The 17578-nt window shown below is 73.7% G+C and carries 13 protein-coding genes, 1 tRNA gene and 1 riboswitch; of the genes, 11 read left to right on the forward strand and 3 right to left on the reverse strand.

Features of this window, described 5'->3' with window-relative positions; genetic code table 11:
* Nucleotides 1–42: 42 nt before the first annotated feature.
* A complete protein-coding gene (murA, locus tag ACFU7Y_RS03545; protein ID WP_224282584.1) occupies nt 43–1383 on the reverse strand; it encodes a UDP-N-acetylglucosamine 1-carboxyvinyltransferase in 1341 nt (446 codons plus the stop codon).
* 305 nt (nt 1384–1688) lie between these two features.
* On the opposite strand from murA, the gene ACFU7Y_RS03550 reads away from it, so the two are divergent.
* The 6 genes from ACFU7Y_RS03550 (at nt 1689) to ACFU7Y_RS03575 (ending at nt 9059) form a co-directional block, all read left to right on the forward strand.
* Nucleotides 1689–2273, forward strand: coding sequence for a YqgE/AlgH family protein (locus ACFU7Y_RS03550; RefSeq protein WP_380766357.1), 585 nt, complete (start codon nt 1689–1691; stop codon nt 2271–2273).
* Nucleotides 2274–2335: 62 nt separating this feature from the next.
* Nucleotides 2336–2614 carry a DUF3039 domain-containing protein gene (locus ACFU7Y_RS03555; RefSeq protein WP_224282582.1) on the forward strand — a complete coding sequence of 93 codons (279 nt, stop codon included), beginning with the start codon at nt 2336–2338 and terminating at the stop codon, nt 2612–2614.
* A gap of 118 nt (nt 2615–2732) precedes the next feature.
* Nucleotides 2733–4343: a beta-N-acetylhexosaminidase gene (locus tag ACFU7Y_RS03560; protein WP_380766358.1), complete on the forward strand. Its 1611-nt coding sequence runs from the start codon at nt 2733–2735 to the stop codon at nt 4341–4343.
* A 302-nt stretch (nt 4344–4645) separates the two neighbouring features.
* Nucleotides 4646–5512 carry an FAD binding domain-containing protein gene (locus ACFU7Y_RS03565; RefSeq protein ID WP_380766384.1) on the forward strand — a complete coding sequence of 289 codons (867 nt, stop codon included), beginning with the start codon at nt 4646–4648 and terminating at the stop codon, nt 5510–5512.
* Nucleotides 5509–6735: a 2Fe-2S iron-sulfur cluster-binding protein gene (locus ACFU7Y_RS03570; protein WP_380766359.1), complete on the forward strand. Its 1227-nt coding sequence runs from the start codon at nt 5509–5511 to the stop codon at nt 6733–6735. Before ACFU7Y_RS03565 ends, ACFU7Y_RS03570 begins: the two co-directional genes overlap by 4 nt.
* The gene (locus tag ACFU7Y_RS03575; RefSeq protein ID WP_380766360.1) at nt 6732–9059 is read left to right on the forward strand and encodes a xanthine dehydrogenase family protein molybdopterin-binding subunit; all 2328 of its coding nucleotides are present in this window, start codon (nt 6732–6734) and stop codon (nt 9057–9059) included. The genes ACFU7Y_RS03570 and ACFU7Y_RS03575 overlap by 4 nt, the downstream gene beginning before the upstream one ends.
* 93 nt (nt 9060–9152) lie before the next feature.
* On the opposite strand, the gene ACFU7Y_RS03580 is transcribed toward ACFU7Y_RS03575, so the two are convergent.
* Nucleotides 9153–9224, reverse strand: a tRNA-Cys gene (locus tag ACFU7Y_RS03580).
* An 86-nt stretch (nt 9225–9310) separates the two neighbouring features.
* A riboswitch (guanidine-III (ykkC-III) riboswitch) is annotated at nt 9311–9376 on the forward strand.
* 43 nt (nt 9377–9419) lie between these two features.
* On the opposite strand from ACFU7Y_RS03580, the gene ACFU7Y_RS03585 reads away from it, so the two are divergent.
* Nucleotides 9420–9734 (forward strand): multidrug efflux SMR transporter, encoded by a 315-nt coding sequence (locus ACFU7Y_RS03585; protein ID WP_224283964.1) that lies wholly within the window; start codon nt 9420–9422, stop codon nt 9732–9734.
* Between the two features lie 94 nt (nt 9735–9828).
* Nucleotides 9829–11268, forward strand: a complete 1440-nt coding sequence (locus ACFU7Y_RS03590) for an MFS transporter (RefSeq protein WP_380766361.1) — start codon at nt 9829–9831, stop codon at nt 11266–11268.
* Between the two features lie 3 nt (nt 11269–11271).
* On the opposite strand, the gene ACFU7Y_RS03595 is transcribed toward ACFU7Y_RS03590, so the two are convergent.
* Nucleotides 11272–12570 (reverse strand): hypothetical protein, encoded by a 1299-nt coding sequence (locus ACFU7Y_RS03595; protein ID WP_224283962.1) that lies wholly within the window; start codon nt 12568–12570, stop codon nt 11272–11274.
* A 404-nt stretch (nt 12571–12974) separates the two neighbouring features.
* Between ACFU7Y_RS03595 and ACFU7Y_RS03600 the strand changes: the two genes are divergently transcribed.
* Genes ACFU7Y_RS03600 through ACFU7Y_RS03610 form a run of 3 tightly spaced genes read left to right on the forward strand, consistent with a single transcriptional unit; the run spans nt 12975 to nt 17511 of the window.
* Nucleotides 12975–13619 carry a class F sortase gene (locus ACFU7Y_RS03600; RefSeq protein WP_224283961.1) on the forward strand — a complete coding sequence of 215 codons (645 nt, stop codon included), beginning with the start codon at nt 12975–12977 and terminating at the stop codon, nt 13617–13619.
* Nucleotides 13616–14941: an esterase family protein gene (locus ACFU7Y_RS03605; RefSeq protein ID WP_224283960.1), complete on the forward strand. Its 1326-nt coding sequence runs from the start codon at nt 13616–13618 to the stop codon at nt 14939–14941. The genes ACFU7Y_RS03600 and ACFU7Y_RS03605 overlap by 4 nt, the downstream gene beginning before the upstream one ends.
* Entirely contained in the window at nt 14938–17511 is a 2574-nt protein-coding gene (locus tag ACFU7Y_RS03610; protein WP_380766363.1) for a phosphatidylglycerol lysyltransferase domain-containing protein, read from the forward strand. The genes ACFU7Y_RS03605 and ACFU7Y_RS03610 overlap by 4 nt, the downstream gene beginning before the upstream one ends.
* Nucleotides 17512–17578 lie beyond the last annotated feature (67 nt).

Genomic DNA, 17578 nt, shown 5'->3' on the forward strand with positions numbered 1-17578 from the left:
CCCCGCTGGGGAGCCCGGCCTCTCGCCGTCGTGACCGGACCGTCAGGCGTCGACCAGCTGCTCGCTGGGCAGCTCGACGTGGGCGCCCAGGTCGCGCAGCTTGTCCATGAAGTTCTCGTAGCCGCGGTTGATCAGGTCGATGCCGTGCACGGTCGAGGTGCCCTCGGCCGCCAGCGCCGCGATCAGGTACGAGAAGCCGCCGCGCAGGTCCGGGATGACCAGCTCGGAGCCGATCAGCTTGGACGGGCCGGAGACGACCGCGGAGTGCAGGAAGTTGCGGGCGCCGAAGCGGCACGGGGTGGCGCCCAGGCACTCGCGGTAGAGCTGGATGTGCGCGCCCATCTGGTTCAGCGCGCCGGTGAAGCCGAGCCGCGACTCGTACACCGTCTCGTGGATGATGGACAGGCCGGTGGCCTGGGTCAGCGCGACCACCAGCGGCTGCTGCCAGTCGGTCTGGAAGCCCGGGTGCACGTCGGTCTCCAGGGCGATCGCCTTGAGCTCGCCGCCCGGGTGCCAGAAGCGGATGCCCTCGTCGTCCACCTCGAAGGCGCCGCCGACCTTCCGGAAGGTGTTCAGGAAGGTCATCATCTCCAGCTGGCGGGCGCCGCGGACGTAGATGTCGCCCTTGGTGGCGAGCGCCGCGCAGGCCCAGGAGGCGGCCTCCAGGCGGTCCGGCAGCGCGCGGTGGTTGTAGCCGTTCAGCTCGTCCACGCCGGTGATCAGGATGGTCCGGTCGGTGCCCAGCGTGATGATCGCGCCCATCTTCTGCAGGACGCAGATCAGGTCGACGATCTCCGGCTCGATGGCCGCGTTGCGCAGCTCGGTGACGCCCTCGGCGAGCACCGCGGTGAGCAGCACCTGCTCGGTCGCGCCGACCGAGGGGTAGGGCAGCTCGATCCTGGTGCCGCGCAGGCGCTGCGGCGCGACCAGGTAGGTGCCCTGCGGGTGCTTCTCGATGGTGGCGCCGAACTGGCGCAGCACCTCGAAGTGGAAGTCGACCGGGCGGCCGCCGATGTCGCAGCCGCCCAGGCCGGGGATGAAGGCGTGGCCGAGGCGGTGCAGCAGCGGGCCGCAGAACAGGATCGGGATCCGCGAGGAGCCGGCGTGCGCGTCGATGTCGGCGACGTTGGCGCTCTCGACGTGCGAGGGGTCGAGGATCAGCTCGCCGTCCTCGTCGCCGGCGCGCACGGTCACGCCGTGCAGCTGCAGCAGGCCGCGGACCACCTTGACGTCGCGGATGTCCGGGACGTTGCGCAGTCTGCTGGGGCCCTGGCCGAGGAGGGCGGCGACCATGGCCTTGGGTACCAGGTTCTTCGCACCGCGGACGCGGATCTCGCCTTCGAGCGGGTTTCCGCCATGGACCAGCAGGACGTCGTCGGTCATCGTTCTCGCAATCCGGGGTGCCAGAGGAGTCGGGGGGAGTGGGCTCCGGGAGAGAGCCGGTGGTGGGCCGGTCGTACGGGCGCGTTCGGGCCCCCGGCGAAACCGAGTCGGCACCGTATAAGGGCGTCCACCAGACGTAGATGGTAGTAGGCGTGCGGTCGGTTCCCGTGAGCCTCTCCCGTGATGGTGCTCTCTCGGGGCCCGTACCCGCTTCCCCGGTACGGCCGTACGGGTGTTCGTCCGGCGTGGCGGGTTTCCTGGCGTTGCGGTGTCCGAGCGGTGCCGTTCTGCGGGATCATGTGGGCATGACGGCGGCCCATTCCAACGGAGGCCGGTCCCACACCGGCCGTCTGCTCGTCGCGACGCCCCTGCTCACCGACCCGAACTTCGCGCGGGCGGTGGTGCTGCTCCTCGACCACGACGCCGAGGGGGCGCTCGGCGTGGTCCTCAACCGGCCGACGCCGGTCGAGGTGGGCAGTGTGCTGGACGGCTGGAACAGACTCGTCGGGCAGCCGGCCGTGGTGTTCCAGGGCGGCCCGGTGGCGCTGGACTCGGCGCTCGGCCTCGCGGTGGCGCCGGGGGAGCCGGGCACCGGCGAGCCGCTCGGCTGGCGCCGGGTGCACGGTGCGATCGGCCTGGTCGACCTGGAGGCGCCGCCCGAGGTGCTGGCCGGCGAGCTGGGCAGCCTGCGGATCTTCGCCGGGTACGCCGGCTGGTCGCCGGGGCAGCTGGAGACCGAGCTGGAGAGCGGCGCCTGGTACCTGGTGGACTGCGAGCCCGGGGACGTCTCCAGCCCCGAGCCGGAGCGGCTGTGGCGCTCGGTGCTGCGCCGCCAGCGCGGTCCGCTCGCCCTGCTGGCGACCTACCCGGACGACCCGACGATGAACTGAGCCACCGGCCCGGCGGCGCGACACTGGCCGGGTTTCCGGAGGCGCCCATAGACTTGGCACCCATGAGCACTCTTGAGCCCGAGCGCGGCCTCGGCACCGGCACCCTGGTCGAGCCCGTCCCGCAGGTGTCCAACGGGGACGGCGACCACGAGCGCTTCGCGCACTACGTCCAGAAGGACAAGATCATGGAGAGCGCGCTCTCCGGGTCTCCCGTGGTGGCGCTCTGCGGCAAGGTGTGGGTGCCCGGGCGCGACCCGAAGAAGTACCCGGTCTGTCCGATGTGCAAGGAGATCTACGACGGCATCGGCAAGCCGCAGGGCGGCGACGGCGACAACAAGTAGTCCGCGGCGCCCCGCGCAACACCGTTTTGCGCGGCGCCCCGCACAACGCCGTTTTGCATAGCACCCGGTTTCCCCGGTGGTCTATGCCAATCGTCCGGGGCGTGGGCAGGATGTCGGAATGGACCTCATTCCCGCACCTTCGAGTGCCGTGCGCCGCCCGGACGAGGACTATCCGCTCGATGCCGCCACCACGCTGACCGCACCCCCCGCGCTGGCCGACGCCGAGCTCTGGCTGCGGGCCGCGCTGACCGCCGCCACCGGGCTGCCGCTCGGCCCGGGCCGGCCGGGTGCGGGCATCGAGCTGGTCCAGGACGGGGCGCTCGCCGCCGAGGCGTACCGGATCACGGTGCGCCCCGGCCACGCCCTGCTCGCCGCGGGCGGCCCGGCCGGCGCGCTGTGGGGTGCGCAGACCCTGCGGCAGCTGCTCGGGCCGGACGCCTACCGCCGCTCGCCGCTGCGCCGCGAGGGCTGGGTGCTGCCCGGTGCCGACATCGCGGACGCCCCCCGGTTCGGCTGGCGCGGCGTGCTGCTCGACGTCGCCCGGCACTTCCTGCCCAAGTCGGACGTGCTGCGCTTCGTCGACCTGCTGGCCGCGCACAAGCTCAACGTGCTGCACCTGCACCTGACCGACGACCAGGGCTGGCGGGTGGAGATCAAGCGCTACCCGAGGCTGACCGGGCGCGGCGCCTGGCGGGATCGCTCGATGGTGGGCTATCGGGCCGGGCAGCGCCGCGACGACCGTCCGCACGGCGGCTACTACACCCAGGACGACCTGCGCGAGATCGTCGCCTACGCGGCCGCCCGCGGGGTCACCGTCGTCCCGGAGATCGACCTGCCCGGCCACACCCAGGCCGCCGTCGCCGCCTACCCCGAGCTGGGCAACACCGACGTGGTGGACACCGCCGCGCTCGGGGTCTGGACCGACTGGGGGGTGAGCCACAACGTGCTCAACGCCTCCGAGGAGACCCTGCGCTTCTTCGAGGCGGTGCTGGAGGAGGTCCTGGAGATCTTCCCCTCGGAGTTCGTCCACCTCGGCGGCGACGAGTGCCCCAAGGAGCAGTGGAAGGACAGCGCCGCCGCGCAGGCGCGGATACGCGAGCTGGGCCTGGCCAACGAGGACGAACTGCAGAGCCACCTCATCCGGCACTTCGACCGCTGGCTGGCCGAGCGCGGCCGCCGGCTGATCGGCTGGGACGAGATCCTGGAGGGCGGCCTCGCTCCGGGCGCCGCGGTCTCCTCCTGGCGCGGCTTCGGCGGCGGGATCGCCGCCGCGCAGGCCGGCCACGACGTGGTGATGTGCCCCGAGCAGCACGTCTACTTCGACCACCGGCAGGCGGACGGGCCGGACGAGCCGATCCCGGTCGGCTTCGTGCGTACGCTGGAGGACGTCTACCGGTTCGAGCCGGTCCCGAGGCAACTGGACGCGGCCGCCGCCCGGCACGTGATCGGCACCCAGGCCAACCTGTGGAGCGAGTTCATGGACAGTGCCCGGGACATCGACTACCGGGCCTTCCCCCGGTTGGTCGCCTTCGCCGAGGTCGCCTGGTCCGAGCTGCCCACCGAGCCGGCCGAGCGGGACTTCGCCGGTTTCGAGCAGCGGCTGACGACATACCTGAAGGCGTTGGACGCGCTCGGTGTCGAGTACCGCCCGGCCGGCGGGCCGCACCCCTGGCAGCGTTGGCCCGGGGTGGCCGGCCGGCCGATCGAGGGGCCGCCGCCGGTCCGTTAGTCCTACTCATCGGGAACTTCTGAGCGGTCATCCGACGTCAAGAACAGATGAACATCTGCCCTGGCCCGAGGCGGGTCGGGGCAGATACCGCCCGGTATCAGTCCCAATCGGGCAGTCCCGTTCACCGGCCCCGAAATGATCATCGAGCATTGTGTGCCAGAGTTGCCCAACCCGGCCCGATCGCCCGTACCCTACGGGCCAGGCCGGGCTGCTGACGCAGGACAGCACGGCCGAAGGCCGGCGGGCGGCAGGCGATCGATGAGCAAGTGGAGCACGGTGGGACCCAGGTGAACCGGACGATCATGCTGCCGGCCTCCCTCGACGAGGCCGTCGACGCGCTGGCCGCCGCCCCGGCCGCGGTACCGGTGGCCGGAGCCACCGACCTGATGGAGGCCGTCAACGCCGGACGGCTGCGCCCCGCCGCCCTGGTCGGCCTCGGCCGGATCACCGAACTGCGCGGCTGGCGCTACGAGGACGGCGGCACCGCCGTGCTCGGCGCCGGACTCACCCACGCCCGGATGGACCGCCCCGACTTCGCCGCGCTCATCCCCGCGCTCGCGGACGCCGCCCGCACCGCCGGCCCGCCGCAGGTCCGCAACGTCGGCACCCTCGGCGGGAACATCGTCAGCGCCGCTCCGGCCGGCGACACCCTCCCGGTGCTCACCGCGCTGGAGGCCAGCGTCACCCTGGCCAGGGCCGACGGCACCCGCGAGGTGCCGGTCAGTCACCTGCTCACCGGACTCGACCCGGTGCGCCCCGGCGAACTGCTCACCTGGGTGCGCGTCCCGCTGCTGCACGCCCCGCAGGTCTTCCTCAAGGCCACCGGCCGCAGCGGCCCGGCCCGCGCCACCGCCTCCGTCGCGCTCGTCCTCGACCCGGCCCGGCGCGCGGTGCGCTGCGCCGTCGGGGCCGTCGCGCCGGTGCCGCTGCGCCCGCTGGAGGCCGAGGCCTGGGTGGCCGGCTGCATCGACTGGGACGGCAGCCGGGAGATCGACCCGGCCGCGACCGCCGCCTTCGGCGAGTACGTGGCCGCCGCCTGCGTCCCCGACAACTACGGCGCCGAGGGCGCCTGGGAGGCCGTGACCGAGGGGCCGACCGCGGCCGCCGTTCGGCTGCGGCGTACCGTATCGGTGCTGGCCCGACGGGCACTGGGAAGGGCGCTGAAGTGACCACAGACCCCATCGAGACCCTGGACGCCGACCCGCTCGGCCCCTCCCCGCAGGTCAGCCGCGAGCTGCGCCCGTGCGCCTCGTACACGCTGCGGGTCAACGGTTTCGAACGGCCCGTCACCGACGCGTGGATCGGCGAGAGCCTGCTCTACGTGCTGCGCGAGCGGCTCGGCCTGGCCGGCGCCAAGGACGGCTGCGAGCAGGGCGAGTGCGGGGCCTGCTCGGTGCAGGTGGACGGCCAGCTGGTGGCCGGCTGCCTGGTGCCCGCCGCCCTGGCCGCCGACAGCGAGATCAACACCGTCGAGGGCCTGTCGGCCGCCGGCGGCGCGAGCGACGTCCAGCAGGCGCTGGCCGCCTCCGGCGCCGTCCAGTGCGGCTACTGCACCCCCGGCATGGCGATGGCGGTGCACGACCTGCTCCAGCGCAACCACCGGCCCACCGAGGTGGAGGCCCGCCAGGCGCTCTGCGGCAACCTCTGCCGCTGCACCGGCTACCGGGGCGTGCTGGCCGCCGTCCAGACCGTCGCGGACGCCCGCGCGCTGGAGGCCGAGCAGGCGGAGGAGGCCGTCGAGCCCGCTCCCGAGGCGCCGGCCGAGCCGGCCGCCGAGCTGCCGGTGGACCTGCCCGTCGACCCCGGGCAGGCCGTCGAGCCGCCGGTCTACACCGACGCCGAGGCCTGGATCGAGCACGTCCCGCAGCAGCCCGTCGAGCCCCACCCGGCCGCCCACGCCGCGGCGCAGCACCCCGTCGAGCCGCACCCCGCCGCGCCGCACGCCGTCGAGCAGGCCCCGGCCGGGCTGCCGTACGGCGACCCCCAGGGCGGCTACGACACCGGCGTGTACGACACCACCGTGCTGGCCCCGATCCGGGACGGCATCCCCGCCCAGGCCGCCGACGACCAGGTGTACTACCCGCCGCAGGGGTACCCCGAGCAGCCGTACCAGGCCACCCCCGCCCACGGCACCTACGTGCCCTACCAGGACGGCCACCAGCAGCAGAACGGCTACGACACCGGGTACGACGCCCCGGTCTACGAGCCCACCCCCGCGCACGGCACCCCGCTGCCCGGCGCCGCCTACGACGGCACCCCGCCGCACGGCACCCCGTACGCCGCCCCGCACCCGCACGGTGCCCCGGTCGAGGGCGCCGCCCCGGCCGGTGTCCCGTACGGCGCCACCCCCGCCCACGGCATCCGGCTCCCCGAGGACGACCACGCATCATGACGTCGCCTACCGACATCGGCGCAGCACTCCAGCAGGACGGCGGCGAGGGCGGCGCACCGGAGCCGACCGGCCTGGGCAGCTCCCCGCTGCGCAACGACGCGCTGCCCAAGGCGCTCGGCATCTACCCGTACGCGGCCGACCTGTGGGCCGAGGGGCTGCTGTGGGGCGCGGTGCTGCGCTCACCGCACCCGCACGCCCGGATCCGCGGGATCGACACCTCGGCCGCGCTGGCGCTGCCCGGGGTGCACGCCGTGGTCACCGCCGCAGACCTGCCGCCCGGCCCGGACGGCACCCCCGACGGCGCCCCGGCCGGGCCGATCGTCGCCGACCGGCCGGTGCTGGCCGCCGGTGTGGTGCGCCACCACGGCGAGCCGATCGCCGCGGTGGCCGCCGACCACCCGGACACCGCCCGGCTGGCGGTCGGGCTGATCGCGGTCGACTACGAGCCGCTGGAGGCCGTCACCGACCCCGAGCAGTCCTTCACCGCGCCGCCGCTGCACCCGGACGGCAACCTGTTCCGCCACCTGCCGCTGCGTTGCGGCGACCCGGACGCGGTGGGCGAGATCGTCGTCGAGGGCCTCTACCAGGTCGGCCGGCAGGACCCGGCCCCGCTCGGCGCCGAGGCCGGGCTGGCCGTGCCGCGCCCGGACGGCGGCGTCGAGCTGCACCTGTCCTCCACCGACCCGCACGGCGACCGCGACCGCACCGCCGCCTGCCTCGGCCTGGAGCCGGACCGGGTCCGGCTGGTGGTCACCGGCGTGCCCGGCGCCACCACCGACCGCGAGGACCTCTCCTTCCAGGTCACCCTGGCCCTGCTGGCGCTGCGCACCGGCCGCCCGGTGAAGATGACGCTCACCCGCGAGGAGTCCTTCCAGACCCACACCTCGCGCCACCCCGCGCTCCTGCGGTACCGCCACCACGCCGACGCCGAGGGCACCTTGGTGAAGGTCGAGGCGCAGATCCTGCTGGACGGCGGCGCCTACGCGGACGTCTCCGCCGAGGCGCTGGCCGCCGTGACGGCCTTCTCGGCCGGCCCGTACGTCTGCCCGAACGTCTTCGTGGACGCCTGGGCGGTGCGCACCAACAACCCGCCGGCCGGCCGGATGCGCGGTGAGGGCGCCCTGCAGGCCTGCTTCGCGTACGAGTCGCAGCTGGACCAGCTGGCCGCCCGGATCGGTGTGGACCCGGTGGAGATCCGCCGCCGCAACGCGATGTCGACCGGCGACCCGCTGCCCACCGGACAGGCCGTCACCTGCCCGGCACCGGTGCGCGCCCTGCTCGACGCGGTCGCCGCCGAGCCGCTGCCGGCCCTGCCGGTGGACGACCCGGACGCCGAGTGGCTGCTGCCCGGCGGGCCCGGCGGCGCGGGCGACCCGGCGGCGGTGCGGCGCGGCATCGGCTACGCCGTCGGCATGGTGCACATGCTGGGCGCCGAGGGCGAGGACGAGGTCTCCACGGCGACCGTGCGGGTCAGCGGCGACCACGCCACGGTGATCTGCGCGGCGGTCGACGCCGGACAGGGCTTCGCCACGCTGGCCCGGCAGATCGTGCAGACCGTGTTGGGCGTCAGCGAGGTCTACATCGCGCCGGCCGACAGCGACCAGTCGATCGCCGGGCCGTCCGCCCGCGGCCGGCACACCTGGGTCTCCGGCGGCGCCGTCGAGCGGGCCGCGCTGATGGTCCGCCACCAGCTGCTGCAGCCGATCGCGGCGAACTTCGGGATGTCGGCTGAGCTGCTCCAGATCGCCGACGGCAAGATCACCTCGTACGACGGGGTGCTCGGCATGCCGGTCGCCGAGGCGCTGGAGGGCAAGGAGCTGTGGGCCACCGCGCAGTGCCGCCCGCACCCCACCGAGCCGCTGGACGAGGCCGGGCAGGGCGACGCCTTCGTCTCCATCTCGTTCTGCGCCATGCGCGCGGTGGTGGACGTGGACATCGAGCTGGGCGCCGTGCGGGTGGTCGAGATGACGGTCGCCCAGGACGTCGGCCGGGCGCTGAACCCGCGCCAGATCGAGGACCGGATCGAGGCGGGGGTGGCCCAGGGCGTGGGCCTGGCGCTGCTGGAGGACCTGCGGACGGAGGGCGGGGTGCTCCAGAACCCCTCGCTCACCGGCTACCGGCTGCCCACCGCGCTGGACACCCCGGAGGTGCGGATCGCCACGCTGCTGGAGGAGCGCGACGTGGTGGCCCCGTTCGGCGCCAAGGCGGTGGGCGCCGTCCCCGCGGTGGTCGCCCCGGCGGCCGTCGCCGCGGCCGTGCGCGCCGCCACCGGCCTGCCGGTCGGCCGGCTGCCGATCCGGGCGGAGGACGCCGTCACGGCCTGACCGGATTCCCCGGACGGCGACGGAAACGACGGAAACAGCGAAAAGGAATTGCCGGACGACTTTCGGAGTCGACCGGCAATTCCTTTTCCGGTGAGGCCATGGCGGGAATCGAACCCGCGTGCACCGCTTTGCAGACGGTTCCCTAAGCCACTCGGGCACACGGCCAGTGAATTCATAGTGGCCGATCCGGGGGAGAGGGGTCAACGCCCCTTTGTAAATTCTGCATGGCAAGTGTGTGCTACCGTCGGGGGCAGGTGGCGGCATTTCCGCCACCCCGGACGAGCGCGTCGTACCCGGTGACGACAAGACGACGCAGTTCAGCGGCAATCCGGCCGCTGTGGACTGCGGAGGTGTCACGTCGTGGCCTGGCTCGTTCTGATCGTCTCGGGTTTCCTGGAGACCGTGTGGGCGGTCGCCCTGGAATCGTCCAAGGGCTTCACCCGCCTCGTCCCCAGCCTCGTCTTCGGCGTCGCGCTGCTGTTGAGCATGGGTGGTCTGGCGTACGCGATGCGCACCATTCCGATCGGCACCGGCTACGCCGCCTGGGTCGGCATCGGCGCGGTCGGCACCGCGGTCTACGGCATGGCCGTCCTGGGGGATCCGGTGACCATGGCCCGGATCGTCTGCCTGCTGCTGATCGTCTCCGGCGTGGTGGGCCTCAAGGTGCTGCACTGACCTGCGCCGCGCCGCCGTCCTAGGACCCGGGACCGAGCCGGTCACCGACCGGGGTCAGGGGTCATCGAAGCAGACGGCTCTTACGATGTTACGTATGACCACTGCCTCCCCCACCTCGGTCGACCCCGTGCCGATACCCCTCGACGACGACCCCGGTGGCGGGGTGCTCGGCGGCCGCTACCGCGCGCTGACGCTGGGGATCGTCTCGGTGGTCCTGGTGATCGCCTTCGAGGCGACCGCCGTCAACACCGCGATGCCGACGGCGGCCCGCCAGCTGGACGGCGTCTCGCTGTACGCCTTCGCCTTCTCCGGGTACTTCACCAGCACGCTGTTCGCCCTGGTCGTCTCCGGTCAGTGGTGCGACCGGCGCGGCCCGCTGCAACCGCTGTTCACCGGCATCGCGGTGTTCGGCGTCGGCCTGGTGGTGGCCGGGACGGCGCCCGGGATGTGGGTGTTCGTGGCCGGGCGGTCGATCCAGGGGCTGGGCGGCGGGCTGGTGATCGTCGCGCTGTACGTGGTGGTCGGCCGGGCCTATCCGGAGCGCTTGCGGCCGTCCGTGTTCGCGGCCTTCTCCTCGGCCTGGGTGCTGCCCTCGATCGTCGGCCCGCTGGTCGCCGGTGCCGTCACCCAGCACCTGGGCTGGCGCTGGGTGTTCCTGGCCGTGCCGGTGCTGATCCTGCTGCCGCTGGCCGTGATGGGCCCGGCGCTGGCCCGCTCCGAGCGCGAGCACCCGGTGGCCAAGGGCGGCGGTTTCGACCGCCGCCGCACCCGGCTGGCCGCGGCTGCGGCGGTCGGCGCCGGCCTGGTGCAGTACGCCGGCCAGCGCCTCGACCCGATCGGGCTGATCCCCGGGGCGGCCGGGGCGGCGCTGCTGGTGCCGGCCGTGCTGGGGCTGCTGCCCGCCGGGACGCTGCGCGCGGTGCGCGGACTGCCGGCGGTGATCCTGCTGCGCGGGGTGTCGGCGGGGGCGTTCTTCTCCGCCGAGGTGTTCATCCCGCTGATGATGACCAGCCAGCGAGGCCTCTCGCCGACGCTGGCCGGGCTGACCCTGACCAGCGGCGGCCTCACCTGGGCGCTGGGCTCGTGGCTCCAGGGCCGGCCGGCCGCCGAGCGCTTCCGGGTGCCGATGATCCGGGGCGGCTTCGTGCTGACCGTGGTGGCGATCGGGGGCGCCGCGCTGGTGCTCGTCCCGGCGGTGCCGGCCTGGGTGGCCGCGGTCGCCTGGGGCGTCGGCGGCCTCGGGATGGGGCTGACCATCGCGTCCGTCAGCGTGCTGATGATGAAGCTCTCCAGGCCGGAGGACGCCGGCGCCAACTCGGCCGCGCTCCAGATGAGCGACGCGCTGGGCAACGTGCTGCTCACCGGCCTGGCCGGGGTGCTGTTCGCGGCGCTGGGCGGTGGCTCGGTGGCGGCCCTCCACGACACGGCGGAAGGCGCCGGGTCGCCCGGCGCCTTCGCGGTGGTGTTCCTGACCAGCATCGGGGTGTCGCTGCTGGGGGCACTGCTCTCCGGCCGGGTCCGCACCCGGACCTGACGGTCAGCCGGCGGCGGCGGGGGCCCTGGCCCCCGCCGGGGCGCCGAGGAAGGACTCCCAGCCGCCGGCCGGGGACTGGCCCGGGGCGAGGGTCCGGAGCTTGCGCAGCACCGCCGGGTCCTGGGCGTCCAGCCAGTCGACCAGCTGCCGGAAGGAGACCAGCCGGACCTCCGGCTTGTCCGCGATGGCCTTGAGGACCTCCTCGACGGCGTTCATGTAGATGCCGCCGTTCCACTCCTCGAAGTGGTTGCCGATGACGTACGGCGCCCGGTTGCCGTTGTAGGTGCGCTCGAAGCCCATCAGGTAGGCGTCGCGGGCCTGGGCCTGGAAGCCGGGGCGGAGCGCCGGGTCGGCCTTGGTGTCGGGGCCGCACTGGTTGTACATGATGTTGTAGTCCATCGAGAGCACCTGGAAGGTGTGCCCGGGGAACGGGATGGACTGCAGCGGGAGGTCCCAGAGCGCGCCGCCCTGGATCTTCTGCGGCCACACCTGGGTGCCGTTGCCGCTGCTGTCGTAGCGCCAGCCGCGCTTGACCGCGGTGGGCAGCAGGTTGCGCTGGCCCTCCAGGCACGGGGTGCGGCTGCCGATCAGTTCCTTGCGGTAGTCGAAGGGCAGCGCCGGCAGGTCGGTGAAGCCGGTGTTGGTGCGCCAGTTCGTCACGAAGTCCATCGCCTGCTCGATCTCGCTGTCCCACTCCTCCGGCGACCACTGGCCGACGCCGGTGGAGCCGCAGAAGTGGCCGTTGAAGTGGGTCCCGATCTCGTGGCCCTCCAGCCAGGCCGCGTGCACGTTCTCCAGGGTGTCGCGGATGTGCCGGTCGCTCAGGTAGCCGATGTCGGAGGCGCCGGCCTGGTGCTGCGGCGGGCGGTAGAGGTCCTTCTTGGACTCGGGCAGCAGGTAGAGGCCGCTGAGGAAGAAGGTCATCTTCGCGCCGTGTTCCCGGGCCAGCCGGCGGAAGCGGGCGAACAGGCCGTTGTCGAGCTCGCCGGCGCCGTCCCAGGAGAAGACCACGAACTGCGGCGGGCGCCGGCCGGGCCGCAGCTGCTCGGGGACGGGCTGGTGCGGCTGGGCGCCGGTGTCCGAGGTGGAGCCGTCGCCGATCAGGACGGCCTTCGGCGGGGGGATCGGGGCCGGGGCCGGGGTGGCGATGCTGCCCTGCTCCTCGGCCGTGCCGGTGGCCGGGACGGCGGTGCCGCTCACCCGCTCTCCGCCGGTGGCGTGGTTGCTGCCGCAGCCGGCCGCCAGGGTTGCGGCGGTGACGGCGCCGGCCGTCAGCAGGGTACGGCGGGAGAGGGCTTCCATGGTCACTCCGTTCGTGGGGCGGTGGGCAGCGTGGGGGAGTGCGGAGTCCGGCCGGGCACGTGGGTGATCGAACCCGTAACCGGGTCAGCATGGCACGGGGGTGAGGTCGGTCGAAGAAGCGCGGCGCGCGGTCGTGAGCGATCGCTCGAACGACGCAACCGATCGGACCCGTTGAACCGTCGGTAGCTCGTGTGCGGGTGTGTTCCCGCGGCGATCGCATGCGGGAGGCGGCCGTTGCGCTGCGCGACCGGACGCCCACACGGTGCAGGGAAGAGGCCATCGGCCCTGCCGATCGGCGGGTGCCGATACGACCGTCGTACGGACGTGCTTTACAGTCCGTTCCGGTTGAATTGTTCCCAGGAAACTCCCAGGAAGCGGGGTTCCGTCGGCAGAGGGGAGCGCCCATGGGCGTCCAGCAGAGCAGGGGGCCCTGGCCGGGCACCCTGGCGGCCGGAGCCGCGCTGGTGCTCGGTGCCTGGCTGCTGCACGACGGAGGTTCGTCGGTGCCGCCGCCCACACCGGGGGCAGGCCAGGCCCAGGCCGGGATCGCGCCGGTCTCGGTCGTCCCGCCGCTGGGCCCGTCCGTGCCGACCCGGATCCGCATCCCGGCGGTGCGGCTGGACGCTCCGGTCGCCGCGCTCGGACTGGACGCCGACGGCCACCTCCAGACCCCGCCCGAGGCGGACCGGAACCTCGCGGGCTGGTACCGCGGCGGGGCAGGGCCCGGACAGCGCGGCACCGCGATCCTGGTGGGACACGTCGACAACAAGGCCGGCCCCGCGGTCTTCTATCATCTGGGCGCGCTCCGTCGGGGGGACCGGATCGAGATCGCCCGGGCGGACGGCGCCACCGCCGTCTACCAGCTCTACGCCATCGAAGTGCACGACCGAAAGGACTTCCCGGACGATCGGGTCTACCGTCAGGCCACTGACGCGCAGCTGCGGGTGATCACCTGTGGCGGCTCGTACAGCGAGGAACACGGCTACGACGGCAACGTCGTCGCCTACGGGTTCCTGGCCGACACCACCCCGCCGGGCAAAGCCGCATGAGCACGTTGACCCTTGCCTCCCGCTGGAACCCGATCGACTGGCCGCTCACCGAGGGCCTGATCCCGCACGCCGTGCTGACAGTCGGCTGGGCGGCGCTGTTCGCGCTCGCCGTCGGCCGCGGCCGGAGCTGGTGGCGGGTGCGCCTGCCCGCCGCACTGCTCACCGCGGCGGTGCTCAGCTGGCTGCTGGACGCGGTGGTCGACGGCTGGTGGCACCCCTTCCCGGAGGGCACGCCCCGGTACGTCACCTGGTGGATAGCCGTCGCCCTGCTCGGGCTCTGCCTGGCCGGCTACCGGATGCGCCGGCTCGACTGGCGGCGGCGGGGGCTCGCGCTGGGCCTGAGCGGCCTGGTGGTGCTGATGGCGTCCTCCGAGGTCAACATCGGCTTCGGCCAGTTCCCGAGCGGGCGCGTGATGCTGGCGCCGTGGCTGACCAAGACCGACGGGCTGGACGCCACCAAGACGGGCCAGGTCGTGGCCGCCCCGCCGGGCAAGTCGCTGGAGGAGGTCTGGCAGCCCCCGGCGGACCTGCCCGAGAAGGGCACCGTCTCGGTGGTGCCGATCCCCGGCACCAAGTCGGGCTTCAAGGCCCGCGACGCGTACGTCTACCTCCCGCCCGCCTACCAGGCCACCCCGCGGCCGCTGCTGCCGGTGGTCGTGATGATCACCGGTCAGCCCGGCGTCCCGGGGGACTGGGTGCTCTCCGCCCAGATCAACGAGGCGCTGGACGCCTACGCGGCGGACCACGGCGGCCTCGCGCCGATCGTGGTGATGCCCGACCAGCTCGGCTCCACCTGGGCCAACACGCTCTGCCTGGACTCGAAGATCGCCAAGACCCAGACCTACCTGGCGGTGGACGTCCCCAACTGGGTCCACCAGAACCTCCAGGCCGCGACCAGCCGGAACTCCTGGGCGATCGGGGGTGCCTCGATGGGCGGCACCTGCGCGCTCCAGCTCGGCGTCAACGCGCCCGAGGTGTACGGCACCGTCCTCGACATGTCCGGGCAGGAGGAACCGACCCTGGGCAGCCGGGAACAGACGGTCAAGGCCGCGTTCGGTGGTGACGAGAAGAAGTTCGACGCAGTCGATCCGCTCCAGGTGATGGCCCACAAGAAGTTCCCGGACACCAACGTCGCGTTGGTCGTCGGCGAGACCGACGAGGAGTTCAGACCGCAGATGGAGAAGGTCTACCAGGCCGTGCAGGCGGCCGGAATGAAGTCCAAGTTCGAACTGATGCCGGGCGGCCACGGCTGGGTCGTCTTCCGCCCCGGCATCGCCCAACAGCTCCCGTGGCTCGCCCAGCAGACCGGGCTGACCCGGTGACCGGGGCGGGGACCGCCCTGGTGGCCGTCGGCGAGGACCGCGGGCCGGGGCCGGACGCGGAGCGCGCGGCCGAGCGCGGCACCGACCCGGCCCCGGTCACCCGGACGCCGGAGCCGGGCCCGCAGCGGGTCCGGCGGGCGGCCCGGGTGCTCGGCTCCCGGCTGCGCTCGGCGCCGCTGACGCTGACCCTGCTGGCCGGGCTCTGGCTGCTCGGCGCGGCCACCGACAGCCTGGGCCACGGCCCGTCCGACCGGCTGCTGGAGAGGGCCGGGATCGGCCTGTCCACGCTGGCCGAGGGCCACTGGTGGACGCCGGTCACCTCGATGTTCTGGTGCTCGGGCAGCGGCTCGTACGTGTTCACCAGCCTGCTGCTGCTCCTGGTCGGCCCGGCCGCCGAGCACCGGCTCGGGTGGCCGCGCACCCTCGCGGTGCTGGTCGGCGGGCAGGTCGTCGGCACGCTGCTGGGCACCGCGCTGGTCGCGTTCGGCTCCTCGGCGGGGGAGCAGTGGACCGCCTCGGTGGCCGACCAGATCTCGGTCGGCCCCGGCGTCGGCGTGTTCGCGCTGGCCGGGGTGCTCGGGTACCGGCTCACCGTGCTCTGGCGCCGCCGGCTGCACCTGCTGGTGCTGCTCGGTCCGCTGGTGATGACGTTGTACGTGGGCCACCTGCAGAGCGTCCAGCGGTGCGCCGCCGCGCTGGTCGGGCTCGGCCTGGGCGCGCTGGTCAGCCGGGGCCGCCCGCACCTGCGCACGCACCGCTCCTCGCACTCCGAGACCCGGGTGCTGGTCGCGCTCTGCCTGGTCGCCGCCGCCTTCGGGCCCCTGCTCGCCTCGCTGTACGACAACGCCACCGGGCCGTTCAACACCTTCTCCGAGCTGTACTTCTCCCACCGGCTCAGCCCGGACGAGGTGGCCGACTTCTGCGCGCTGTCGGCGCACGACTGCGCCCGCGCGCACGCCGTCGTCCGGATCTTCGACACCCCGGGCCGGATGATGGCCGCGCTGTTCCCGGCGCTGCTGCTGGTGCTCGCCGAGGGGCTGCGCCGGGGACTGCGGTTCGCCTGGCTGGTCACCGTGGCCACCGAGCTGCTCTGGGCGGCGCTGCTGTGCTGGCTGTACCTGGACGCCGGGCCGGTCAGCCGGGACGTGGTGCAGTACTTCGTCGAGGCGCTGCTGCTGCCCCTGCTGACCACCGTCCTGCTGGTGGCCACCCGCAAGCGGTTCCTGCTGCGGCTGTCCGGCCGCTCGGTGCGCCGGCTGGCCCTGGTGCTCGGCGGCGCGGCGCTCGCCTCCGCGGCCGCCTACGTGGGGCTCGGGCGGCTGGTGGCCGGGCAGTTCGAGCCGGGGGCGACCGCCCGCCGGCTGGTGGCCGGGCTGCCGGCCCAGTTCCTGCCGCCCGCGTACAACGACCTGCTGCCGGACTACCCGATCGCGGTCGGGCCGGTGGCGCGCTTCCTGGAGACGTACTGCGGGCTGGCGTTCTGGGCGGTCGCGCTGGCCGTGCTGCTGTCGGTCTTCCGGCGTCCGGTGCTGCACACCGACGCGGCGGCGGCCGGCCGGGCGCGGGCGCTGCTGACCGAGCACGGCGGCGGGACGCTCTCGTTCATCGCCACCTGGGACGGCAACCACTACTGGTTCGACGAGCAGGGCCGGACGGCCGTCGCCTACCGGGTGGTGGGCACCGTCGCGCTGACCACCGGCGACCCGTTCGGCGCGCCGGAGGACCGGGCCCGGGCCGTGGCCGGCTTCGCCCGGTACTGCGACGCGCGCGGCTGGACGCCGTGCTTCTACAGCGTCTGCGGCGAGACCAGGGCCGCCGCCGCGCAGCTCGGCTGGCGCTCGGTGCAGGTCGCCGAGGACACCGTGGTGCCGCTGCCCGAGCTGGCCTTCACCGGCCGCAAGTGGCAGGACATCCGCACCGCCCTCAACAAGGCCGGCAAGCAGGGCATCTCCGCGGAGTGGTGGTCGTACCACGAGGCGCCGCTCGCGCTGCGGGAGCAGATCCGGGCGATCTCCGAGGAGTGGGTCTCCGAGAAGGGCCTACCGGAGATGGGCTTCACGCTCGGCGGGCTGGAGGAGCTGGACGACCCGGACGTGCGGGTGCTGGTCGCGGTGGACGAGCAGCGGACGGTGCACGGGCTGACCAGCTGGATGCCGGTGTACGAGGACGGCGTGCCGATCGGCTGGACGCTGGACTTCATGCGCCGGCGCTCGGACGGGTTCCGCGGCGTCAGCGAGTTCCTGATCGCCTCGGCCGCGCTCGGTTTCAAGGAGGAGGGCGCGCGCTTCCTGTCGCTGTCGGGCGCGCCGCTGGCCCGCACCGGGCAGGGCGAGGAGCCCACCGGGCTGCAGCGGATGCTGGACTGGATGGGCAAGGTGCTGGAGCCGGTGTACGGCTTCCGGTCGCTGCTGGCGTTCAAGGCGAAGTTCCAGCCGGAGTACCGGCCGATGTACATGGCGTACCCCGACCCGGCCGCGCTGCCCGGCATCACCAGGGCGATCGGCAAGGCGTACCTGCCGCACCTGACGGCGGCACAGGGCGTCCGGCTGATGCGCAAGCTCTCGGGCTGAACCGCCCGGGGCGGGCGGGCGACCGTACGGGCTTCCCGGGCCCCGGACCCGGGTTGCCGAGGAGTCA

Origin of the sequence: Kitasatospora sp. NPDC057542 (genome assembly GCF_042801945.1) — a bacterium.
Lineage (GTDB): Bacteria > Actinomycetota > Actinomycetes > Streptomycetales > Streptomycetaceae > Kitasatospora.

Coding starts and splice junctions, on each gene's coding strand:
- ACFU7Y_RS03555 (WP_224282582.1), top strand. CDS start 2,336: ATGAGCACTCTTGAGCCCGAGCGCGGCCTCGGCACCGGCACCCTGGTC.
- ACFU7Y_RS03560 (WP_380766358.1), top strand. CDS start 2,733: ATGGACCTCATTCCCGCACCTTCGAGTGCCGTGCGCCGCCCGGACGAG.
- ACFU7Y_RS03600 (WP_224283961.1), top strand. CDS start 12,975: ATGGGCGTCCAGCAGAGCAGGGGGCCCTGGCCGGGCACCCTGGCGGCC.
- murA (WP_224282584.1), bottom strand. CDS start 1,383: ATGACCGACGACGTCCTGCTGGTCCATGGCGGAAACCCGCTCGAAGGC.
- ACFU7Y_RS03605 (WP_224283960.1), top strand. CDS start 13,616: ATGAGCACGTTGACCCTTGCCTCCCGCTGGAACCCGATCGACTGGCCG.
- ACFU7Y_RS03595 (WP_224283962.1), bottom strand. CDS start 12,570: ATGGAAGCCCTCTCCCGCCGTACCCTGCTGACGGCCGGCGCCGTCACC.
- ACFU7Y_RS03565 (WP_380766384.1), top strand. CDS start 4,646: ATGCTGCCGGCCTCCCTCGACGAGGCCGTCGACGCGCTGGCCGCCGCC.
- ACFU7Y_RS03550 (WP_380766357.1), top strand. CDS start 1,689: ATGACGGCGGCCCATTCCAACGGAGGCCGGTCCCACACCGGCCGTCTG.
- ACFU7Y_RS03590 (WP_380766361.1), top strand. CDS start 9,829: ATGACCACTGCCTCCCCCACCTCGGTCGACCCCGTGCCGATACCCCTC.
- ACFU7Y_RS03575 (WP_380766360.1), top strand. CDS start 6,732: ATGACGTCGCCTACCGACATCGGCGCAGCACTCCAGCAGGACGGCGGC.